Annotated in this window: 15 protein-coding genes; 9 read left to right on the top strand and 6 right to left on the bottom strand. The window is 41.8% G+C overall.

All coding sequences use genetic code 11. The features are described 5' to 3' along the window. Positions 1 to 9 precede the first annotated feature (9 nt). The 3 genes from FTT70_RS01600 to FTT70_RS01610 all read left to right on the top strand — a co-directional run bounded on the left by FTT70_RS01600 (position 10) and on the right by FTT70_RS01610 (position 4,490). Positions 10 to 1,245 (top strand): lipoprotein-releasing ABC transporter permease subunit, encoded by a 1,236-nt coding sequence (locus FTT70_RS01600; protein ID WP_004971828.1) that lies wholly within the window; start codon positions 10 to 12, stop codon positions 1,243 to 1,245. Further along, the gene (gene lolD, locus FTT70_RS01605) at positions 1,238 to 1,921 is read left to right on the top strand and encodes a lipoprotein-releasing ABC transporter ATP-binding protein LolD (RefSeq protein ID WP_180168207.1); all 684 of its coding nucleotides are present in this window, start codon (positions 1,238 to 1,240) and stop codon (positions 1,919 to 1,921) included. Before FTT70_RS01600 ends, lolD begins: the two co-directional genes overlap by 8 nt. Positions 1,922 to 2,054: 133 nt before the next feature. Next, positions 2,055 to 4,490 carry a DNA internalization-related competence protein ComEC/Rec2 gene (locus FTT70_RS01610; protein ID WP_180168208.1) on the top strand — a complete coding sequence of 812 codons (2,436 nt, stop codon included), beginning with the start codon at positions 2,055 to 2,057 and terminating at the stop codon, positions 4,488 to 4,490. Here the strand turns inward: FTT70_RS01610 and FTT70_RS01615 are convergent. Continuing rightward, positions 4,447 to 5,436, bottom strand: a complete 990-nt coding sequence (locus FTT70_RS01615; protein ID WP_178865707.1) for a lysophospholipid acyltransferase family protein — start codon at positions 5,434 to 5,436, stop codon at positions 4,447 to 4,449. The genes FTT70_RS01610 and FTT70_RS01615 overlap by 44 nt on opposite strands. Before the next feature lie 127 nt (positions 5,437 to 5,563). On the opposite strand from FTT70_RS01615, the gene sppA reads away from it, so the two are divergent. After that, a complete protein-coding gene (gene sppA, locus FTT70_RS01620; protein WP_179989048.1) occupies positions 5,564 to 6,586 on the top strand; it encodes a signal peptide peptidase SppA in 1,023 nt (340 codons plus the stop codon). After that, a complete protein-coding gene (locus tag FTT70_RS01625; RefSeq protein WP_004971819.1) occupies positions 6,583 to 7,401 on the top strand; it encodes an alpha/beta fold hydrolase in 819 nt (272 codons plus the stop codon). Before sppA ends, FTT70_RS01625 begins: the two co-directional genes overlap by 4 nt. Positions 7,402 to 7,490: 89 nt before the next feature. Here FTT70_RS01625 and purN read toward each other — a convergent pair whose 3' ends face one another. After that, entirely contained in the window at positions 7,491 to 8,120 is a 630-nt protein-coding gene (gene purN, locus FTT70_RS01630; RefSeq protein WP_178865704.1) for a phosphoribosylglycinamide formyltransferase, read from the bottom strand. 10 nt (positions 8,121 to 8,130) lie between these two features. Then, complete coding sequence (purM, locus tag FTT70_RS01635; RefSeq protein WP_104853216.1) at positions 8,131 to 9,201, bottom strand: phosphoribosylformylglycinamidine cyclo-ligase; 1,071 nt, start codon at positions 9,199 to 9,201, stop codon at positions 8,131 to 8,133. A gap of 134 nt (positions 9,202 to 9,335) precedes the next feature. Here purM and cxpE point away from each other — a divergent pair, with 134 nt between their 5' ends. From cxpE to FTT70_RS01655, 4 genes are all read left to right on the top strand, one after another. Beyond that, positions 9,336 to 10,556, top strand: coding sequence for a chloramphenicol efflux transporter CxpE (gene cxpE, locus FTT70_RS01640; RefSeq protein ID WP_180168209.1), 1,221 nt, complete (start codon positions 9,336 to 9,338; stop codon positions 10,554 to 10,556). Positions 10,557 to 10,570: 14 nt separating this feature from the next. Then, positions 10,571 to 11,275 (top strand): DnaA regulatory inactivator Hda, encoded by a 705-nt coding sequence (gene hda / locus FTT70_RS01645; protein ID WP_004971812.1) that lies wholly within the window; start codon positions 10,571 to 10,573, stop codon positions 11,273 to 11,275. Positions 11,276 to 11,397: 122 nt separating this feature from the next. Further along, positions 11,398 to 13,215 (top strand): rhombotarget A, encoded by a 1,818-nt coding sequence (gene rbtA / locus FTT70_RS01650; protein ID WP_180008347.1) that lies wholly within the window; start codon positions 11,398 to 11,400, stop codon positions 13,213 to 13,215. A 57-nt stretch (positions 13,216 to 13,272) separates the two neighbouring features. After that, a complete protein-coding gene (locus tag FTT70_RS01655; RefSeq protein ID WP_257229343.1) occupies positions 13,273 to 15,687 on the top strand; it encodes a CSLREA domain-containing protein in 2,415 nt (804 codons plus the stop codon). 100 nt (positions 15,688 to 15,787) lie between these two features. Here FTT70_RS01655 and FTT70_RS01660 read toward each other — a convergent pair whose 3' ends face one another. The 3 genes from FTT70_RS01660 to FTT70_RS01670 are packed head-to-tail and all read right to left on the bottom strand — an operon-like array spanning position 15,788 to position 17,110. Next, on the bottom strand, positions 15,788 to 16,189 hold the full coding sequence (locus FTT70_RS01660) for a DUF3106 domain-containing protein (RefSeq protein WP_004971806.1): 402 nt from the start codon (positions 16,187 to 16,189) through the stop codon (positions 15,788 to 15,790). Next, entirely contained in the window at positions 16,179 to 16,499 is a 321-nt protein-coding gene (locus FTT70_RS01665; RefSeq protein ID WP_004971804.1) for a hypothetical protein, read from the bottom strand. Before FTT70_RS01665 ends, FTT70_RS01660 begins: the two co-directional genes overlap by 11 nt. Further along, entirely contained in the window at positions 16,496 to 17,110 is a 615-nt protein-coding gene (locus tag FTT70_RS01670) for an RNA polymerase sigma factor (RefSeq protein ID WP_180168286.1), read from the bottom strand. The genes FTT70_RS01665 and FTT70_RS01670 overlap by 4 nt, the downstream gene beginning before the upstream one ends. Between the last annotated feature and the right edge of the window lie 100 nt (positions 17,111 to 17,210).

The following is a 17,210-nucleotide window of genomic DNA, read 5'->3' on the forward strand; positions in this document are numbered from 1 at the left end:
CTTGATGGTATGTTTAAACCAATCTCGCTATATATAGGGTTGAGATATACGCGCGCTCGGCGCAGTAACCACTTTATTTCTTTTATTGCCTTAGTTTCGATGATCGGTCTAACTTTGGGTGTTGCCGTCCTCATTACCGTACTTTCAGTGATGAATGGTTTTGATCGTGAATTAAAAAATCGTGTCTTGGGCATGATACCTCAAGCCACTGTTTCATCAACACAAATTTTAACAAATTGGCCAGAACTTGCAACGAAAGTTGAGCAACATAAGCATGTTGTTGGTGCTGCACCATTTACGCAATTGCAAGGCATGTTGACTGCACAAGGGCAAGTGTCGGGCATTATGGTCACGGGAATTGAACCCGAATACGAAAAGAAAGTATCCATCATTCAAAACCACATGGTTGCAGGCAGTATCGATAATCTGCAAAAGGGTGAGTTCGGTATTGTTTTGGGCAAACAAATGACCGATGCCTTGGGTTTGGGTTTAAACGACAGCATTACCTTGGTTTTACCTGAAGCGACGCCATCACCTGCAGGCGTTGTACCGCGTTTTAAACGCTTCAAAGTGGTCGGTATTTTTAGTATTGGTGCAGAAGTCGATTCGATGATGGGATATATCGCCCTGAATGATGCTTCGACTTTGCTGCGTTTACCCGATGGTGCGCAAGGTGTACGCTTAAAACTGGATGATATTTTTGCTGCACCACAAGTATCTCGAGATATTGTGCAAGAGCTACCTGCCAACTTTTACGCTTCGGACTGGACTTATACTCACGGTAACTTGTTTAGCGCCATTCAAATGGAAAAGGCGATGGTGAGCCTATTGTTATTCCTAATTGTTTTGGTGGCTGCATTTAATATCGTGTCTTCTTTGGTGATGGTTGTGACCGATAAAAAATCGGATATTGCGATTTTAAGAACTTTGGGTGCATCACCAAGCACGATTACCAAAATTTTTATGGTGCAAGGTACGGTCATTGGGGTTATTGGTACGGTTTCAGGTGCAATCTTGGGGATTATTTTCGCGTCTAGTATCAGTGGTTTTATTGCATGGTTGAATAATGTATTAGGGCTAAATTTATTTGATGCTTACTTTATCAACTACTTACCTTCATATTTAAGATGGCAAGATGTGGTGGTGATTGTGAGCTTGTCGTTAATTTTAAGTTTCTTGGCGACGATTTACCCTGCGTTACGTGCCGCGAAAATTCAACCAGCAGAGGCATTGCGTTATGAGTAAGATTGTTCTGGAAGCCAAGCAAGTTTCTAAACACTTTACCGATGGCAAAACCACTGTTGAAGTGATTCGTGGTCTAGATTTACAAGTTCAGCAAGGGCAGTTTGTGTCGATTGTCGGAGCGAGTGGTTCGGGCAAAAGTACCTTATTGCATGTGTTGGGTGGTTTAGACCGTCCAAGCACAGGCGAAGTATTTTTACATGGGCAGCGTTTTGACAATTTAGGCGAAGCTGAACGCGGCTATTTGCGTAATCGATACCTCGGTTTTGTTTATCAGTTTCACCATTTATTGCCTGAGTTTAGTGCGCTTGAAAATGTGGCAATGCCGTTAATGTTACGTGTAGGCACAAATTACAAAGAGGTGAAGGCACAGGCAGAGTATCTGCTTGAGCGAGTCGGTTTATCGCATCGTTTAACCCACAAACCGGGTGAGCTTTCTGGAGGGGAGCGTCAGCGTGTTGCGTTGGCACGTGCATTAGTAACAAAACCCGCACTCATGCTTGCCGATGAACCCACTGGAAATTTAGACCGCAAAACTGCAGTTAAAATTTTTGAATTGCTGCGTGAATTACGCAGAGAGTTTAATATGGCGATGTTGATTGTGACTCATGATGAAGAGTTGGCAAAATCTGCCGATACCATTTTGCACATGCAAGATGGTGTTTGGGTAGATGCTTAAGGGGCATAGTTCGTAAAGCCACTCAAAAGCGATTGCGTTTAAAACAGTAATTGCTGGAATAAGATTGTTTTGTTGAAGCCCACTTCGGTGGGCTTTATGATGCATGCCAATAAAAATAATAAGTTTAATATTCATGCTGCAATTGATGGGACTAGCTTGGGTGATTGGGATCGCCTGTGTCGGAATACGCTCTTCTTCTTTTTCAATACATACACTGACTGCCATGCCCAGCGCAATGGTTTTACTGATTCTATGCTGTGCCATCGTGCAGTATTTGTTGCAAGCTCGCTTATCTTCAATCTATTGGAAATGTTTGAATGTAGGCGTAGCAGGTGTTTTGAGTTTTGTTCTTGGTTTGATCTATGCCGATACGCAGATGCAGCAGCGTTTGCAATGGCGTGAATTACAACCTGAATTTGCCGAAGTCGTGGTTTATGTCAGACAGTTAAATCAACTGAATGACAACAGCATTTCACAAAGGGTTGAGGTGTTAAACCGACATCCTCAAACAGTGACGTGGTTGGCAACTTTGACCCAAGCTCAGGCAGATCAAGAGCAAAATTTAGAACTTGGGCGCTATTACAAATTAAGTGGAAAAATTCGCCCTGCACATAGTTATGCCACAGCAGGTGCATTTGATGTAGAGCGGTGGTATTTACAACAAAATATTATGAGTGGTTTTCGAGTAGAGCAGATTCAGCCTATCTCGGCTGAACAGATTTATGCCATGGGGTTTACACAACATTGGCGTGCTCAACAAACACTATGGGCAAAATTTCGATTATGGATTGAACAGCAGCGTTATCAAATTCGAGTGTTTATTCAGCGGCAACCTTTGCAGCATCAAGGTTTAATTCTTGCATTACTCACAGGAGATAAAAGCCTATTAGATGCAGAAACCGAAGCGCAGTTTCAGCGTTTTGGAATTAGCCACTTATTGGCTATTTCAGGGCCACATGTGCTGATTTTTGCAGGCATGCTATGTTGGGCATTACGTCAGCTGATTAGGTATTACCGTCCGCATTGGTATTTGTGGATGCCTAAACAATACTTGCTCATGTTGCCATTTTTAAGTTGTGTATTGCTGTACACCGCCTTTGTCGGTTTTGAAATTCCTGCATTAAGAACCTTGCTGATGTGCAGTCTAGTGACAGTAATGTTAGTGCTGAAGCAGAAGCTTCAAGGCTTTGCCTTGCTGATTTATAGTGCTGCCTTATTATTATGGTTTGATCCTTTAAGTGTACTGTCTGCTGCTTTTTGGCTGTCTTACGGGGCCTGTTTTATTCTACTGCGTATTTATCAGAGCTTGAGTGCGCAACCACGTATAGAGCTGAATCGTTGGCAGCAACTGAAACATGCCAGCAAAATTCTAATCGAGTCGCAATGGAAAATTTTTATTGCCTTATTTCCTTTGGTGATTGTGTTTTTTAAACAAGTGGCGTGGATTGCACCGCTTATTAATATCATCGCAATTCCATTGATTGGTATGCTGATCGTGCCTTTAGATGTTTTGGCAGGAATTTGCTTTTTTATTTTTGAACCCTTGGCGTCAATACTGTTTCAATTAAATGATCTAGCTATGGCTTTGTTGCGCTTGATTTTTCGGGGGATGGAAACCGTTTTTGTACCACGGTTACATACTTTGTCGATGTCTGCAGCGGTGTATGTCTGTCTATGTTTAGGCTTATTTCTGCTATTTTTACCACAATCGGTATTGCCTAAAACTTGGGCAATCTTATGTTTTGTTCCACTGATTATAGTCGATAGCCAACGACAACCATTTGAATTAACAGTACTCGATGTGGGGCAGGGACAAGCTTTATTTTTACGTTCAGGTCATTACAACATGATGATTGATGTGGGCGGTTCTTATGATGAAAGTAAGTTTAGTATTGGACAGCAAATTTTACGTCCATTTTTAGCGGTGCATGGTATTAAACAACTGGACTTGGTGGTTTTAAGTCATTTAGACCAAGACCATAGTGGTGCATTTCCTCATTTGCAAAATGAAGTCAATATTCAGCATGTCTTTGCCAATCAGACCGTAGATGTGGCAGTAAATAGCAAGTTTAATTTGTGTCAGCAAGGGCAACAGTGGTCTTTACCACATCAGGTACAGATACAAGTTTTATCTCCTAAACCGAGTCAATTACCCTATGCCGCACAGCAACAAAATGAGTTGTCATGTGTGTTGTATATTTCAGTGCCATCCGCACAGCCATATCAGCATTTTTTAGTGATGGGCGATGCAGGTTGGGCAACTGAATATCAATTGTTGCAGGAATATCCTGATTTAAAAGTAGATGTGTTAATTTTGGGTCATCATGGGAGTAAGCACAGTTCTGCCTATGATTTTTTAGCACATTTTAAACCCAAATTGGCCGTGGCATCTGCAGGTTTTGATAATCGTTATGGACATCCTAGTTCTTTAGTTCAGCAACGCTTAGCTGCGCTCAATATTCCGTTCATGAACACCATACAACAGGGCAGCGTACGTTTTTCTGTAGATGCACAACAGCGTATGCTTATACAGCCGTATCGGCAGCAGAAATTGTGGTTGCAGCGTTAGTTTGGTTCTGTGTCTGGGCACGTACAGCCTGCACATCTGCCAAGGCTTCTTGCACAGGTTTATGATAGACCCCGCGTAAATCTGGATGGGCTTTATAGCGTTTATAACTCCAGTGATAATGTGTAGGATAACGACGGATCAAATCTTCAATTGCACGGTGAATAATAGCTGTCCCTGCATTGGCATCACACTGATAAATGTGCTCATCTATCGCTTCGATATACATATCAAAGCCTTGATCTGCATTTCTTAACGCATATAAGAACAAAGCTTTTGCTTTAGTTTTCTGAATCAATTTGGCGCTTAAATTACTCGATTCCAACGGAATACCAAAAAAAGGAATCATCTCACCACCTATATTTGGGGTATGGTCTGGCAAAATGACAGTGGTTCCGCCTTGTTTGAGTGCTTTAAAAATTTGACGTACCCCAGATTCATCTGTTGGGACTAAATGTGCCTGTTCACGGCTACGTGCTTGGCGCACAAAATCATCTGCCGCAGGGTTTTTGACAGGTTTATACATGATGGTCATTTGCGTATATTGAGCGATCCACGCATTCATAATTTCCCAAGTGCCAAAATGCGGCACAATTAAGACCAAACCCTTTTGTGCAGCCAGTGCATCTTGTAATAGTTCTAAACCATGTACCTGATGGATTCTTTGAATATTTTTTTGATTGCTTGATCCCCAAATATGAAAAAACTCAAAATAAGAGGTCAGTTCGTTACGAATTGCTTGCTGGATAATCTGTTCGCGTTGTTGTGAGTTCAGCTCAGGAAGCGCAATTTGTAGATTGAGTTGAATGGTTTGAGAGGTTTTACTCAAACGCAGTGTATTGACCAAAAAAGCCAAAGATTTTGCAAAAAAACGCGCAACTGTTAAAGGTTGTCGACTGACAAAATCAAGCAGGCGCGATAAAGCCGTTGTCGGTGCAGGTTCGGTCATAACGACAGCATCAATTGATAGAAAGGATAAAGATGTAAAATATTATAGGAGAAAATACAGGCTTTAGACAGTTTTTGCCAATTCCGTGTATATAATGGAGCAAATTTACTATTTTTTGGATTGTTTCATGTCCGATTGGCCACCAAAACCACAAAATGAATCACAACAAATATCTCCACAAGCACAGCAGCCCACAGGCAATGAGTGGAAACTATTAGAAAAAGCTGTTTTAGCTTCAGTTGAAGAACAACGTCGTGCACGTCGTTGGGGGATTTTCTTTAAGTTTTTAACTTTTGCTTATATATTTTTACTGTTGGTGATAATGGGCAAAGGGTGCAGTACCACGACCACGAATCCATCGGCAGCGAGTCCACATATCGCGGTGGTGGATATTGTTGGCACAATTGCATCTGATAAGCAAAGTGTGAACAGCAATGACACCATCAAGTCACTGAAAAAAGCCTATGAAAACAGCAACAGTCAGGCGGTGGTGCTAAATATTAATTCTCCGGGTGGTTCACCTGTGCAGTCAGATGAAATCTGGCAAGAAATTCAATATCTGAAAAAACAGCATCAAGGGAAAAAACTCTATGCCGTGATTGGCGATACTGGCGCTTCAGGTGCGTATTACATTGCTTCCGCTGCAGATGAAATTATTGTCAATCCATCAAGTTTGGTGGGTTCAATTGGCGTGATTATGCCAAATTATGGGCTGAGCGGTTTAATGCAGAAGATGGGTGTGGAAGATCGTACTATGACCTCAGGTGAAAATAAAGCCTTATTGTCGATGACACAACCTGTTGATCCTGAACAGAAAAAACATGTGCAAGCCGTATTAGATAATGTGCATGGCCACTTTATTCAAGCAGTGAAAGATGGACGCGGCGCGAAACTGAAATCACAAGATCCTGCGATTTTCTCAGGTCTGTTCTGGACAGGTGAGCAAGCCGTGACTTTAGGCATTGCCGATAAGATTGGCAGTTTAAATAGCCTGAAGCGTGATTTAAACCTAGATAAAACAGTGAACTATACCATTGAACACAGTCCTTTAGACTCTGTGTTGGGTCGTATGGGTGCAGCAGTGGGAGAGGGCTTTGCCACTTCTTTATCTCAACATATTCAGACTGAGCAAAACGTGAAATTACAATGAAACCACTGATTCATTTTGCGCATGCCAATGGCGTGCCATCGAAGGTTTATCAAAAACTGTTTGATTTACTTAAAGATGATTACGATGTGATTTACGTCCCTTTGTTGGGGCCAGATAAGCGTTATCCGATTGATAATCATTGGCAAAGCTTAACCCAACAAGTGATTGACAGTGTTGTACGTCAAGCTCAGGGACGTAAAGTGATTGCGTTGGGGCATTCTTTAGGTGCAGTGTTGTCGTTTCAAGCCTCTTTACAACGCCCTGAATTATTTGAACAAGTGATCATGCTTGATCCACCTTTAATTATGGGTAAAGCATCGGTGTTTTTACATTTTGCCAAAATGTTTAAGCTTAAAGCAGTAGATCAACTGTCGCCTGCATCTTTGTCTTTGCGCCGTCGTGATCATTGGGAAAGTCGTGAGCAAGCAGCAGACTTATTGCGTCCGAAAGGTTTTTATCAAGATTTTGATGCCGACTGTTTTCAGGCTTATATCGAGCATGCTTTGACTGATGACCATGTACGAGGCGGGGTGCAATTGACCATTCCAAAAATGGACGAGGTCAATATTTTTAGAACCAATCCATCACTGTGGTGGTTACCGCAAGCAAAACTGCAAGTGCCGACAGAATTGGTGATTGCAAAAAAAGGGCCGTTCTTAAAAGCAGGTTTCCCACAAATTACCGCCAAGAAATTCAACATTGCTTATCAGGTGGTTGAAGGTGGACATATGTTCCCTTTAGAAAAACCTGAAGCGACGGTGCAGTTGATTAAAGATTTGATTCAAGCACAGCAGAGTAAAGCTGCTTCTGTTTAATTCAGTCTGAACCAAATACGAACCATAAAAAACGCCTGATCAACAGGCGTTTTTTCGTATATATCAAAAGCTACATACTTAAAGAATATTTAAAAATTGCAAAACTGCACAGGTTGTTGTATCAGTTGTTGGCGATACATCACACCTTGCGCAGTGTGCTGAATGGTTCCGTTACAAATCCATTCAACCACTTGCGGATAAATCAAATGCTCCAACACATGCACACGGTTCGCCAAGCTTTCGGCATCATCGTGGATGTTTACTTGCAACACACCTTGTGCCAGTGCTTGACCTGCATCTAATTCAGCAGTGACATAATGCACGGTACAACCATGTAAAGTATCGCCTGTATTGAGTACACGTTGATGGGTGTGCATGCCTTTATAATGCGGCAAGAGTGAAGGATGAATGTTGAGCATTTTACCTTCCCAAGCATGCACAAATTTGGCACTTAAAATACGCATAAAGCCCGCAAGCACCACCAAATCAACATCCCAATCAAGTAATTGTTGATGCATGACATCATCAAATAATTCACGACTCGGATATTGTTTGTGCTCAATCACTGCAGTTTGAATCCCTGCTTGTTGAGCGCGTTGTAAAGCATAAGCATCAGGCTTATTGGAAATAACCCCAACAATTTGCCCTGAAAGATTGGCATCTATCAGGGCTTGTAAGTTACTTCCGCTGCCTGAAACGAGGACAGCTATTTTGATCATCTGAGTCAAATCACGCAAAAATTACGCGAATTTTTTCATCTGCGCCTTCAACGGATTCGGCGTTGTCTTGAATATGACCCATCACCCAAGCTTTTTCGCCAAGGCTGTTGAGAAGTTCAACTGTTTTGTCTGCATCGTTGGCATCTACAACAACAACCATACCTACACCACAGTTAAAGGTGCGATACATTTCAAACTGTTCTACACCGCCTTCACGTTGTAACAATTTGAACAGTTCTGGCCATTCCCAAGATGATTCGTCAATCACTGCTTGCGCACCATTTGGCAATACACGTGGTAAGTTACCTGGTAAACCGCCACCCGTAATGTGCGCCATAGCATGCACATCAACTTGTTTGCACAGTTCAAGCATTGATTTGACATAAATGCGTGTTGGTTCCATGGCAACGTCAGCCAGTGGACGACCATCAACCAGTTGAGTTAAATCAACATTTTTTACGTCTAAAATTTTACGAAGTAAAGAGTAACCGTTTGAGTGTGCACCTGAAGAAGCGACACCAATCAGAACGTCACCAGCTTTTACTTTAGAGCCATCAATAATTTTGCTTTGCTCAACCACGCCCACACAGAAGCCTGCAAGATCGTAATCTTCACCTTCATACATGCCTGGCATTTCAGCAGTTTCACCACCTACAAGCGCACAGCCTGCAAGCTCACAGCCTTTACCAATTCCTGTAACAACATTGGCTGCAACGTCTACATTTAAGTGACCTGTTGCATAGTAGTCTAAGAAGAATAAAGGTTCAGCACCGCACACCAGTAAGTCATTTACACACATTGCCACCAAATCTTGACCAATTGTGTCATGGCGGTTTAGGTTCAACGCTAAACGTAATTTAGTTCCTACACCATCTGTGCCAGATACGAGCACAGGTTCTTCATAACCTTTCGGAATTTTACAAAGTGCGCCAAAGCCGCCTAATCCACCCATCACTTCAGGACGAGTCGTGCGCTTAGCGACAGATTTGATACGATCGACTAACGCGTCGCCCGCTTCAATATCGACACCAGCATCTTTATAGCTTAAACCAGTGGTTGGGTTAGAAGTTGAGTTGCTCATAATGAAGTCTCCGCATTCGCGGGGCGATTATACCTGAATATACGAAACTCTTATGTTATTTATGCGCTAAAATGCTATCTTTATTCAAATATTTTAACTTCTATAACGAATAAACTGAAAAAAGGCGAATTTCTATGGTCGATCGTACCTTGCGTCGCATTTTTATCCTGTCTGGGATAGTTCTGCTCCTTTGGGTGCTGTACTTATTAAAACCGGTTGTCATTCCTTTTGTTGTTGCATTTTTCATGGCTTATTTATTTAGCCCATTGGTTGAACAATTTTGCAAAGTCGGTTTGCCACGTTGGCTATCTATCAGTTTGGTTTTTATTGGGATTGGCATCGCGCTGACTTTGGCAGTTTGGTACATCATTCCTTTGGTTTGGAAGCAGTTGATGATTGCGCGTGACAGTATTCCTGTCGGTATTAACTGGATCAATTCGACCTTCTTGCCGTGGGTGTCTTCGACTTTTCATATTGAAGAAATGGAAATTGATACCTCGCACATGAGCAGCATCGTCATGGATTATGTGCAGACCAATTACAGTGCTGATAGCATTCAAGCAATGGCCTTGCGTGTTGCACAGTCTGGACTGAATTTTATCCAGATTGGGGGTACGGTCGTACTCATTCCAATTATCGCTTTCTATTTCTTGTTGGATTGGCAGCGCATGCTCGATAGTTTACGCCGTTTAATTCCACGTCCGTATGAGCAAAGCACGTTGACTGTGGTGCAGGAATGTCACAGTGTTTTAGGTGCATTTGTGAAAGGTCAGTTTTTGGTGATGATTTTGTTAGGTGTGGTCTATGCCACAGGCCTACAACTGATTGGTTTAGAGGTTGGCTTAATTATTGGCATGATTGCTGGTCTGGCCAGTATTATTCCATATTTGGGTTTTGCTGTAGGAATTGTTGCTGCAATCATTGCCACTTTCCTGCAATTTGGGATTGATTGGATGCAATTGGTCTTGGTGCTGGTGGTGTTCATGATTGGGCAGGCCGTGGAAGGCTACATTCTGCAACCATTTTTATTGGGTGACAAAATTGGACTTTCACCTGTTGCGGTGGTTTTCGCAGTTTTGGCAGGTGCGCAGCTCGCAGGTTTTATGGGGATGTTGATTGCCTTGCCAGTTGCTGCGGTGATTGTGGTCTTGCTGCGGCATTTGCGTGATTATTACGAAAAAAGTTACTTATATGGACAGCCTGTGGTGGTGTCTGAAGATGCAGTATCGGGTGATATCAGTATTGAAACCTCACAAGTGCATATTGATATCGAACTTGATCCTCATGCTGCAAATTCACTGCAACAGACTGAAAAATCAAGTAAGATAAAGCCCTCAGATCAGCAAAACTCCTAGGTGATTACAATTCTATGCGTCAACTGCAGTTAGATATCGAGCCTCAATTAGATGCACGGATCAGTGATTTTTCTGGTCCGGGTTGGGGGCATGTGATTGATGCAGTTCGACAGCTTCATGCAGGATTGGTCAATCGCTTTTATGTCTATGGTGGTGCGGGCACAGGCAAAAGTCATTTATTGTCTGCAATTTGCGATTCCTATTTAGAAATTGGCAAATCAGCTATTAAAGTATCCTTACTTGAATTATTGGATGCCCCAACAGAAGCAATTACCTCTTTAGACCGTTATGATTTGGTTGCTTTAGACGATATTGAAGCGATTAGTGGTGTACCACATTGGCAACGTGCGGTGTTTCACTTAATCAATTACAGCAATGAGGTTGGTGGTCAGTTGGTGTTTTCATCACGTTTTGCACCGATTGAATTAAAGCTTGAATTGCCCGATTTGCAATCACGTTTGACGCAGGCAGTGAGTGTTAAAGTGCCTTCAGGCAGTTTGTATGCAGACCGACAAGCTTTAGTGAGTTCCGTGTTAGAGCGTCGCGGGATTATCATCGACCCACAAATTATTGATTATTTGTTGTTACATGGCCCACAGCAGACCTCGATTTTGCTGCAAAGCCTTGAACAGTTGGTGCAATTACTTAAAGGAGAGAAAACGAAATTAAGTGGAGCAAACCTGCGTCAGATTTATGCTTTAATTGACGAATATCGGTAAAAATTAAAATTACTTGAGAATTTGCGCAAGCTATGCCAAATTATTCGGAAAATAATTCGAAGTTGCAGGGAATTTGCAACTAAAGAAGAAAAAAAACAAAGAAAATTACAAGGAGTACGCTTATGCTCAAGCAGAGCATCGGCATTGGTATGCTGTTTATCGCAGGTCATGCATATAGTAGTAATATCATTGTCACCACCACTGCTGACACCAAAGCAGATGATCAACAATGTTCTTTGCGTGAAGCCATTGAGTATATTAATTTAGGCATGCCCGAAGAAGGCTATTTGGGCTGTGGCGGCAAAAATGCCTCAAGTGTGATTTTATTAGAAAAGAAAGCCGTCTATCAAATTGATACTCAACTTAAAATTACAGAAAACCTTGAAATTAAAACCACCTATGACAGTAGTCTGAATGATAAAACTGCCCCAGGTTTGAATAATGCCACGATTCAGATGCGCGGCAATGAGCGAATTTTCCACATTGAAGATAGCAAGGATCGTTTCTTAAAAGTTTCTTTAAAAGAATTAACTTTACAGGGCTGCGGTGAGGAACGCTGTCGTCAGCAACAAGGTGGTCTGATTTATAATAATGAACATTTAATTTTAGACTATGTGAAACTGAGTCAGGGTGTAGCCAATCAAGGTGGGGCAATTTATAACCTCGCACAAATGACTGACGAGAAGATCCCTGCAGGTTTTATTGAGATCAAAAATAGCTTGCTTGAAGCTAACCAAGCGCAGGAAGGTGGCGTCATTTATACGCAATTCCCACGCTTTGTGATTACAACTTCAGTATTTAAAGGCAACAAAACCATATCAGTTGCTTCAGCCAATCTCTATTCTGCAGCAAGTTTGGCAGATGAAGAAATCAAAGCCTTTCCTAGTATGGGGAATATGATCGTGAGCAGTACTTTTACTGCAAATGAAGGCTATGTCATGAATGTGCTGGATGATATTGGTGTCAATAACATTAGCTTGATTGGTAACAGCCGTGGTGTGTATCTCAACGCACCTTTGGGTAAAGCCTATATTGCCAATAGTGTGATTTTGGGTAATCCACATCCTGTGAGTGTGAATACTGCAGCAAACTGTGTGCAAGCAGGTTCAGATGCAACAAGATTGCAAAATAATTTAGTCGGCGCAGGCTGTGGAGCAGGCGATAGCAACTATCTAAATACGCTATGGACTGCAAATTCGGTGCTTGCAGGTAATCTGCTTGAAGGTGCATGCCAAACCCTCAGTCAAGATAAAACGGCACTCTTTTGTCCATATCAAGTTCCTGAAAACTCATTCTTGGGCTTTATGCGCCCACGCGTATTGCTCAATTATAACAGCCTGAAAGATTCTGTGGTGTTGAATCAGGGGCAATTACAACTGGGGGATAATACGGTAGTCGGTTGTGCTGCTTCAGATCAGCGCGGTAAAAACCGTCAGTCAGATATTACCTTATGTGACCGTGGTGCAATAGAGGTGATGGTTCCTGAAACTATGGGGCTTATAGGTCAAGATATTTTGGCGGGTCAAATTGCTAAAATGTCGGTGAGTGATTTGTTGGGTGATAGTGATTTGGTGCCTAAAGAATTTTGTGATCAAGTCTATCCAAACAATCCGACAGGCCAAGCATGGCAAGCAGGTTGTGTGCAAATTGAGCAACTCGATACACGTTCTAAAGGAAAATTGACCGTAGATGAGTTGGGGAATTTGGTATATACCCCAGATTCTGCTTGGCATGGTGCAGATGTTTTTAAAATTAAATTAGTCACCAGTACCACACGTTTTAACAGCACAACACCTTATATGGAAGTGAAAGTCCAAGTTATTCAAGAACATGAAAATCGTATGGAAAGCGATAAAATAAAAGTTTCTGGCGGTGCATGGAGCGCTTACGGATTAATGGCTTTATTGGGCTTGTTGGGTTTACGCCGTAGAAAAGCATAAAGGATGAATATGAAAAATAATAAAAAAACACTATTAGGGATAATGGTGCTGTCTGCTATGTCGCTTATGGCAGCAGATAATCGTGTGATTCAGGTCACGACCTTTGAAGATCAAAATGGTGAAGACTTAAGCAAATGTTCATTACGTGAAGCGTTAGTTGCGGCCAAGCAGAATATTGCGTTCGGTGGATGTAGCGCAGGCAATACCAACCGTGGTGCAACCGATATGATTCAGTTGCAGGCTGGGGAATATATCTTAAACTCAGAATTACGCCCGCAATCTATGGTGCGTATTTATGGGGCGACAGCGGTCGACTATAACCAAGTAGATCCAATTACACATCGTTATCCTTCAATTGCACCGTTAAAAACCACTATTAATGCACATGGCAATAGCCGCATTATCAATACTTCAGATACCCAAGCCAGCGTGGCGCTATACGATGTCATTCTAAAAAATGGGAATGCCCATGGTGGTGGTAATGCAAACCCTGCAGATGCAGGCAAGGGTGGTGCATTATTTGTGGCAGGCCCATTAGCTGTGAACAATGTCGAAATTCAAAATTCGCATGCAGAACAAGGTGGTGCAATTTACGTTGTTGCTCATCAAGCGGAGCGTCAAGTCAATTTAGAAAATGCTTATATCCATGCGAACCAAGCCAAAGTAGGTAGTGTGTTGGCAATGGATTGTAGTGCCAACTTGGTCAATACACGCTCTATGGTGAAAATTGACCGCAGCAGTATTGTGAAAAATGGTGCTGCAAATAGTCTTAGTACTTTTGATCTTTGCGGCCAACCAGATCTTGCGTTGACTGCCAGTACGATTGCACAAAACCAAGCTGATACCAGCAAAGGTCATATCTTTAACTTAAGTAATGCAGAAAATCATCCGCTTAGCACTTTGTCACAGGTGTATTTGCAAAGTAATACCATTGTTGAAAATAAAGCATTGAGTACTTTGTTTTATGACAATTATCCACGTATTGTCCTCTCTTTTAATATGTTGGCCTTTAACCAAGGTAAATCTTGTCGTTATGCATTCCCTGCGAGCTTAGAGCAGGCGCGCAACATCAACACAATTCGCAATGCCTTATTCGCAATGGGATCAGCGACAGAGCAAGGCGAGTGTGATTTGCCTGAAACAGCAAATAGTTCTTATGATGGTGCTAAAAATTTGGATTTGACAGGGCTTAGCTTTGATCAAGTATTGCAGCCCTTGCAAGAACCATCTGCTTATAATTTATTCCTGCCGTTGTATTATCCAAAACTTGGTTCAGACCCTGCGAAAGATTTGATTGATGTAAACAGCATGGGGTGTAGTGATTATGAACAACGTGGTTTAGCGCGGGTGAGTAATGCAACTTTAACTTTAAATCCTGATGCAAAAAATACCTGTGAAATTGGCTCTGTAGAAGTGATGCGCTTAAATGCAGCCGATATTCAAAGCTTGCGTAATGTCTCTTATGAAAGTTTATTTGCCAATTATCAGCAACAAATTGACCGTATTCAGTCTGCGATAGATCAAAGTAAAGATGCTGCATCTTCGGTCGTTTCTCAATCGCGTACTGATTTGAAAACGATGCAGGATTTGTTGGCGAATACCAAAGCTAAGCAGCAATATCGTGCCATTTATGTTGATCCATTTGCGATGGCATTAAAGCAAGATGAACCAACTGCAGATGGGAAATTTGTTCAGTTAAGACAGCTTAATTCTGACAACTTTAGCATTAGCACTGAAGTATTGGGGATTGGTGCAATTTCGGGTTCAGGTACCACATTTAGTACCGATAAATTGACCCAAGATCCACTATTCAAATGTGAATGGGATGCACAGTTGCAACGGATTGTGATGTATCGACTGAATGATAAAGTCACAGAAGCAACCGATTCAGCGTATTGTAAATACACCATTACCTCAAAATTGGACAGTAATTTGCATTCTTCGGGCTTACTTGAAGGTAAATTTAGCAATATTGCCCCAATTGCAAAAGATGATCACATACGTATGGAATATGGGTCAGACTTGAAAGTTAGTTTTAATCCATTGGCGAATGATAGCGATGGTGGGGATGGTTCTATCAGCACTCTGAAAGAAAATACCAATAAGCCTGCATTCTATAAAGATAGTACAGGACAAGAACTGGCAATTCGTTTTAAGCAACTGCCTTCAGGTGTGATACTTACGGCAGATCGTCAAGCACCTTGTCCAGGTGATTATAAACGTGAAACCTGCTATGGAGGCAATATTCAGGTACAAGTGCGTAATAGCTTTAGCCCATTTGATTATGAGCTGAAATACACGATTTTCGATCATGAACTGGAATTATCGCCTGAAGCGACCATTACTTTAGAAAATACAGCGAAAAATACCAATTATGAAGCCAGTGGTGGCGGTGGGGGAAGCTTAGGTTTTTGGGGTGTGTTTGGTTTAATCGGATTGGCGTTCTATCGTCAACGTCCAAGAAAATCGTAATCTACCGACTCTTTATTGCAAAAGCCTCATCTGTTTTACACGATGAGGCTTTTGTTATTGGTGACTTCAAGTACTTTCTATTATCCATGAACAGATAAAATTAGTGACTCATTGCAGGCTGCTGATATTTAAGAATGTATTCCTGACGAATTAAAGGTCGTTGTTCAGGTGTTGCTTGTTGCAAGCGTTGTCCTAATTCACGACGTTCTTGCGTGCTCATTTTTTGCCAAGTTTCACGCATTTTTTGTTTTTCGCTATCAGGCAGTTGAGTAAACCAATCCATCCGCTGCTGTAAAGCTACGCTTTTTTCTGCAGGAATTTCTTTTAAGTTTTGATAGCGCTTAATTAAGGCCAATTGTTCTTCTTCAGAAAGAGTTTCCCAGGTTTCTGAAATTTGCGTATCTGCATCTTTGGAAAAAATCCAAAAACGCTCAAACCCTGCAAAACTGGTTTGTAAAAAACTGAGCGCACAACACGCAATCACAATTCGTTTAGCTGCCATGTGGAACTTTGTCCTCACCCAACACCATTAACATTTCTAAATCTTCCACCATTTGTGGAGAAAGTTTAGGAACAGATACAGCTTGATTCTGCGGCTGTGTGGTCATTTCCATTGAATTTGGCAAGACCACAAAACCTGCAATTGCCGCAGCCAATGCAAAACCTGACATTTTCCAAAGCCCATAGCGCGATGTTTTCTTGTCTTGAATATTGTCCAAGACATGATTCATGACCGCGGCTTTGTCTTGATGGTGGCGAGCCAATCCATCAAGTTTAGATGTCACTTGTTTTAAGAAATCATCTTGTTTCATTCTGATGATCCTCCCAGATACGGATTCATATGTGCCAAACTGTTGCGTAAAGCTTGAATAGCACGGTGATAATGCGTTTTTACACTGCCTTCAGTGCAGTTCATAATTTGTGCGGTGGTTTGCGTATTAAAACCTTCCCAAGCACGTAACATAAAAGCTTGTTGTTGCCGCACAGGAAGCCCCGCAATTGCTGCCTGAATTTCTTCTACAGTCACAGCTTGATCTAAAAACTCTGCAGGATTGAGTGCTTGCTCATCGACAATATCAAGTTGTTCAACATCGTCATCATCTAAACTGATTTTTTTGAACCATGAAAACGGTTGAGCGCGGCGAGCTTCTTTACGACGCCAATCTTGTAATTTGTTATTTAAAATGGTGTAAAACAGGGGATACCATTCCTCTGTGGCTTTGTCAGCATAAGATTTATGCAAGGAAATAAAGGCTTCTTGCACCAAATCCATAGCAATGCCGTGCTGTCCTTGCGTTGCACTTTCCATCATCACTAAGGCACGCCCCGTTACGTCTTGCATGAAATTCTTCAGACGTTGCTCAGCCGTACTCTTAAGAGCACTCAAATTTTCCGAGTGTGACGACTTCGGGTTTAAATCCATAGAGATGGAAAATCCTGTCATTGGATACCCACCATTATTTTTAACATCATATTTTTATAACGCTAAAAACAATGGTTTGGTTGACATTGCAAGTTATTAT

Source organism: Acinetobacter sp. YH01003 (genome assembly GCF_013420525.1).
In the GTDB taxonomy this organism is placed as follows: domain Bacteria; phylum Pseudomonadota; class Gammaproteobacteria; order Pseudomonadales; family Moraxellaceae; genus Acinetobacter; species Acinetobacter towneri.

What these genes read in the sequence shown, in the direction of transcription:
- rbtA (WP_180008347.1), top strand. Translation starts at nt 11,398, where the DNA reads ATGCTCAAGCAGAGCATCGGCATTGGTATGCTGTTTATCGCAGGTCAT.
- FTT70_RS01615 (WP_178865707.1), bottom strand. Translation starts at nt 5,436, where the DNA reads ATGACCGAACCTGCACCGACAACGGCTTTATCGCGCCTGCTTGATTTT.
- sppA (WP_179989048.1), top strand. Translation starts at nt 5,564, where the DNA reads ATGTCCGATTGGCCACCAAAACCACAAAATGAATCACAACAAATATCT.
- FTT70_RS01670 (WP_180168286.1), bottom strand. Translation starts at nt 17,110, where the DNA reads ATGGATTTAAACCCGAAGTCGTCACACTCGGAAAATTTGAGTGCTCTT.
- FTT70_RS01625 (WP_004971819.1), top strand. Translation starts at nt 6,583, where the DNA reads ATGAAACCACTGATTCATTTTGCGCATGCCAATGGCGTGCCATCGAAG.
- FTT70_RS01655 (WP_257229343.1), top strand. Translation starts at nt 13,273, where the DNA reads ATGTCGCTTATGGCAGCAGATAATCGTGTGATTCAGGTCACGACCTTT.
- cxpE (WP_180168209.1), top strand. Translation starts at nt 9,336, where the DNA reads ATGGTCGATCGTACCTTGCGTCGCATTTTTATCCTGTCTGGGATAGTT.
- FTT70_RS01665 (WP_004971804.1), bottom strand. Translation starts at nt 16,499, where the DNA reads ATGAAACAAGATGATTTCTTAAAACAAGTGACATCTAAACTTGATGGA.
- purN (WP_178865704.1), bottom strand. Translation starts at nt 8,120, where the DNA reads ATGATCAAAATAGCTGTCCTCGTTTCAGGCAGCGGAAGTAACTTACAA.
- FTT70_RS01660 (WP_004971806.1), bottom strand. Translation starts at nt 16,189, where the DNA reads ATGGCAGCTAAACGAATTGTGATTGCGTGTTGTGCGCTCAGTTTTTTA.
- FTT70_RS01600 (WP_004971828.1), top strand. Translation starts at nt 10, where the DNA reads ATGTTTAAACCAATCTCGCTATATATAGGGTTGAGATATACGCGCGCT.
- lolD (WP_180168207.1), top strand. Translation starts at nt 1,238, where the DNA reads ATGAGTAAGATTGTTCTGGAAGCCAAGCAAGTTTCTAAACACTTTACC.
- purM (WP_104853216.1), bottom strand. Translation starts at nt 9,201, where the DNA reads ATGAGCAACTCAACTTCTAACCCAACCACTGGTTTAAGCTATAAAGAT.
- FTT70_RS01610 (WP_180168208.1), top strand. Translation starts at nt 2,055, where the DNA reads ATGCTGCAATTGATGGGACTAGCTTGGGTGATTGGGATCGCCTGTGTC.
- hda (WP_004971812.1), top strand. Translation starts at nt 10,571, where the DNA reads ATGCGTCAACTGCAGTTAGATATCGAGCCTCAATTAGATGCACGGATC.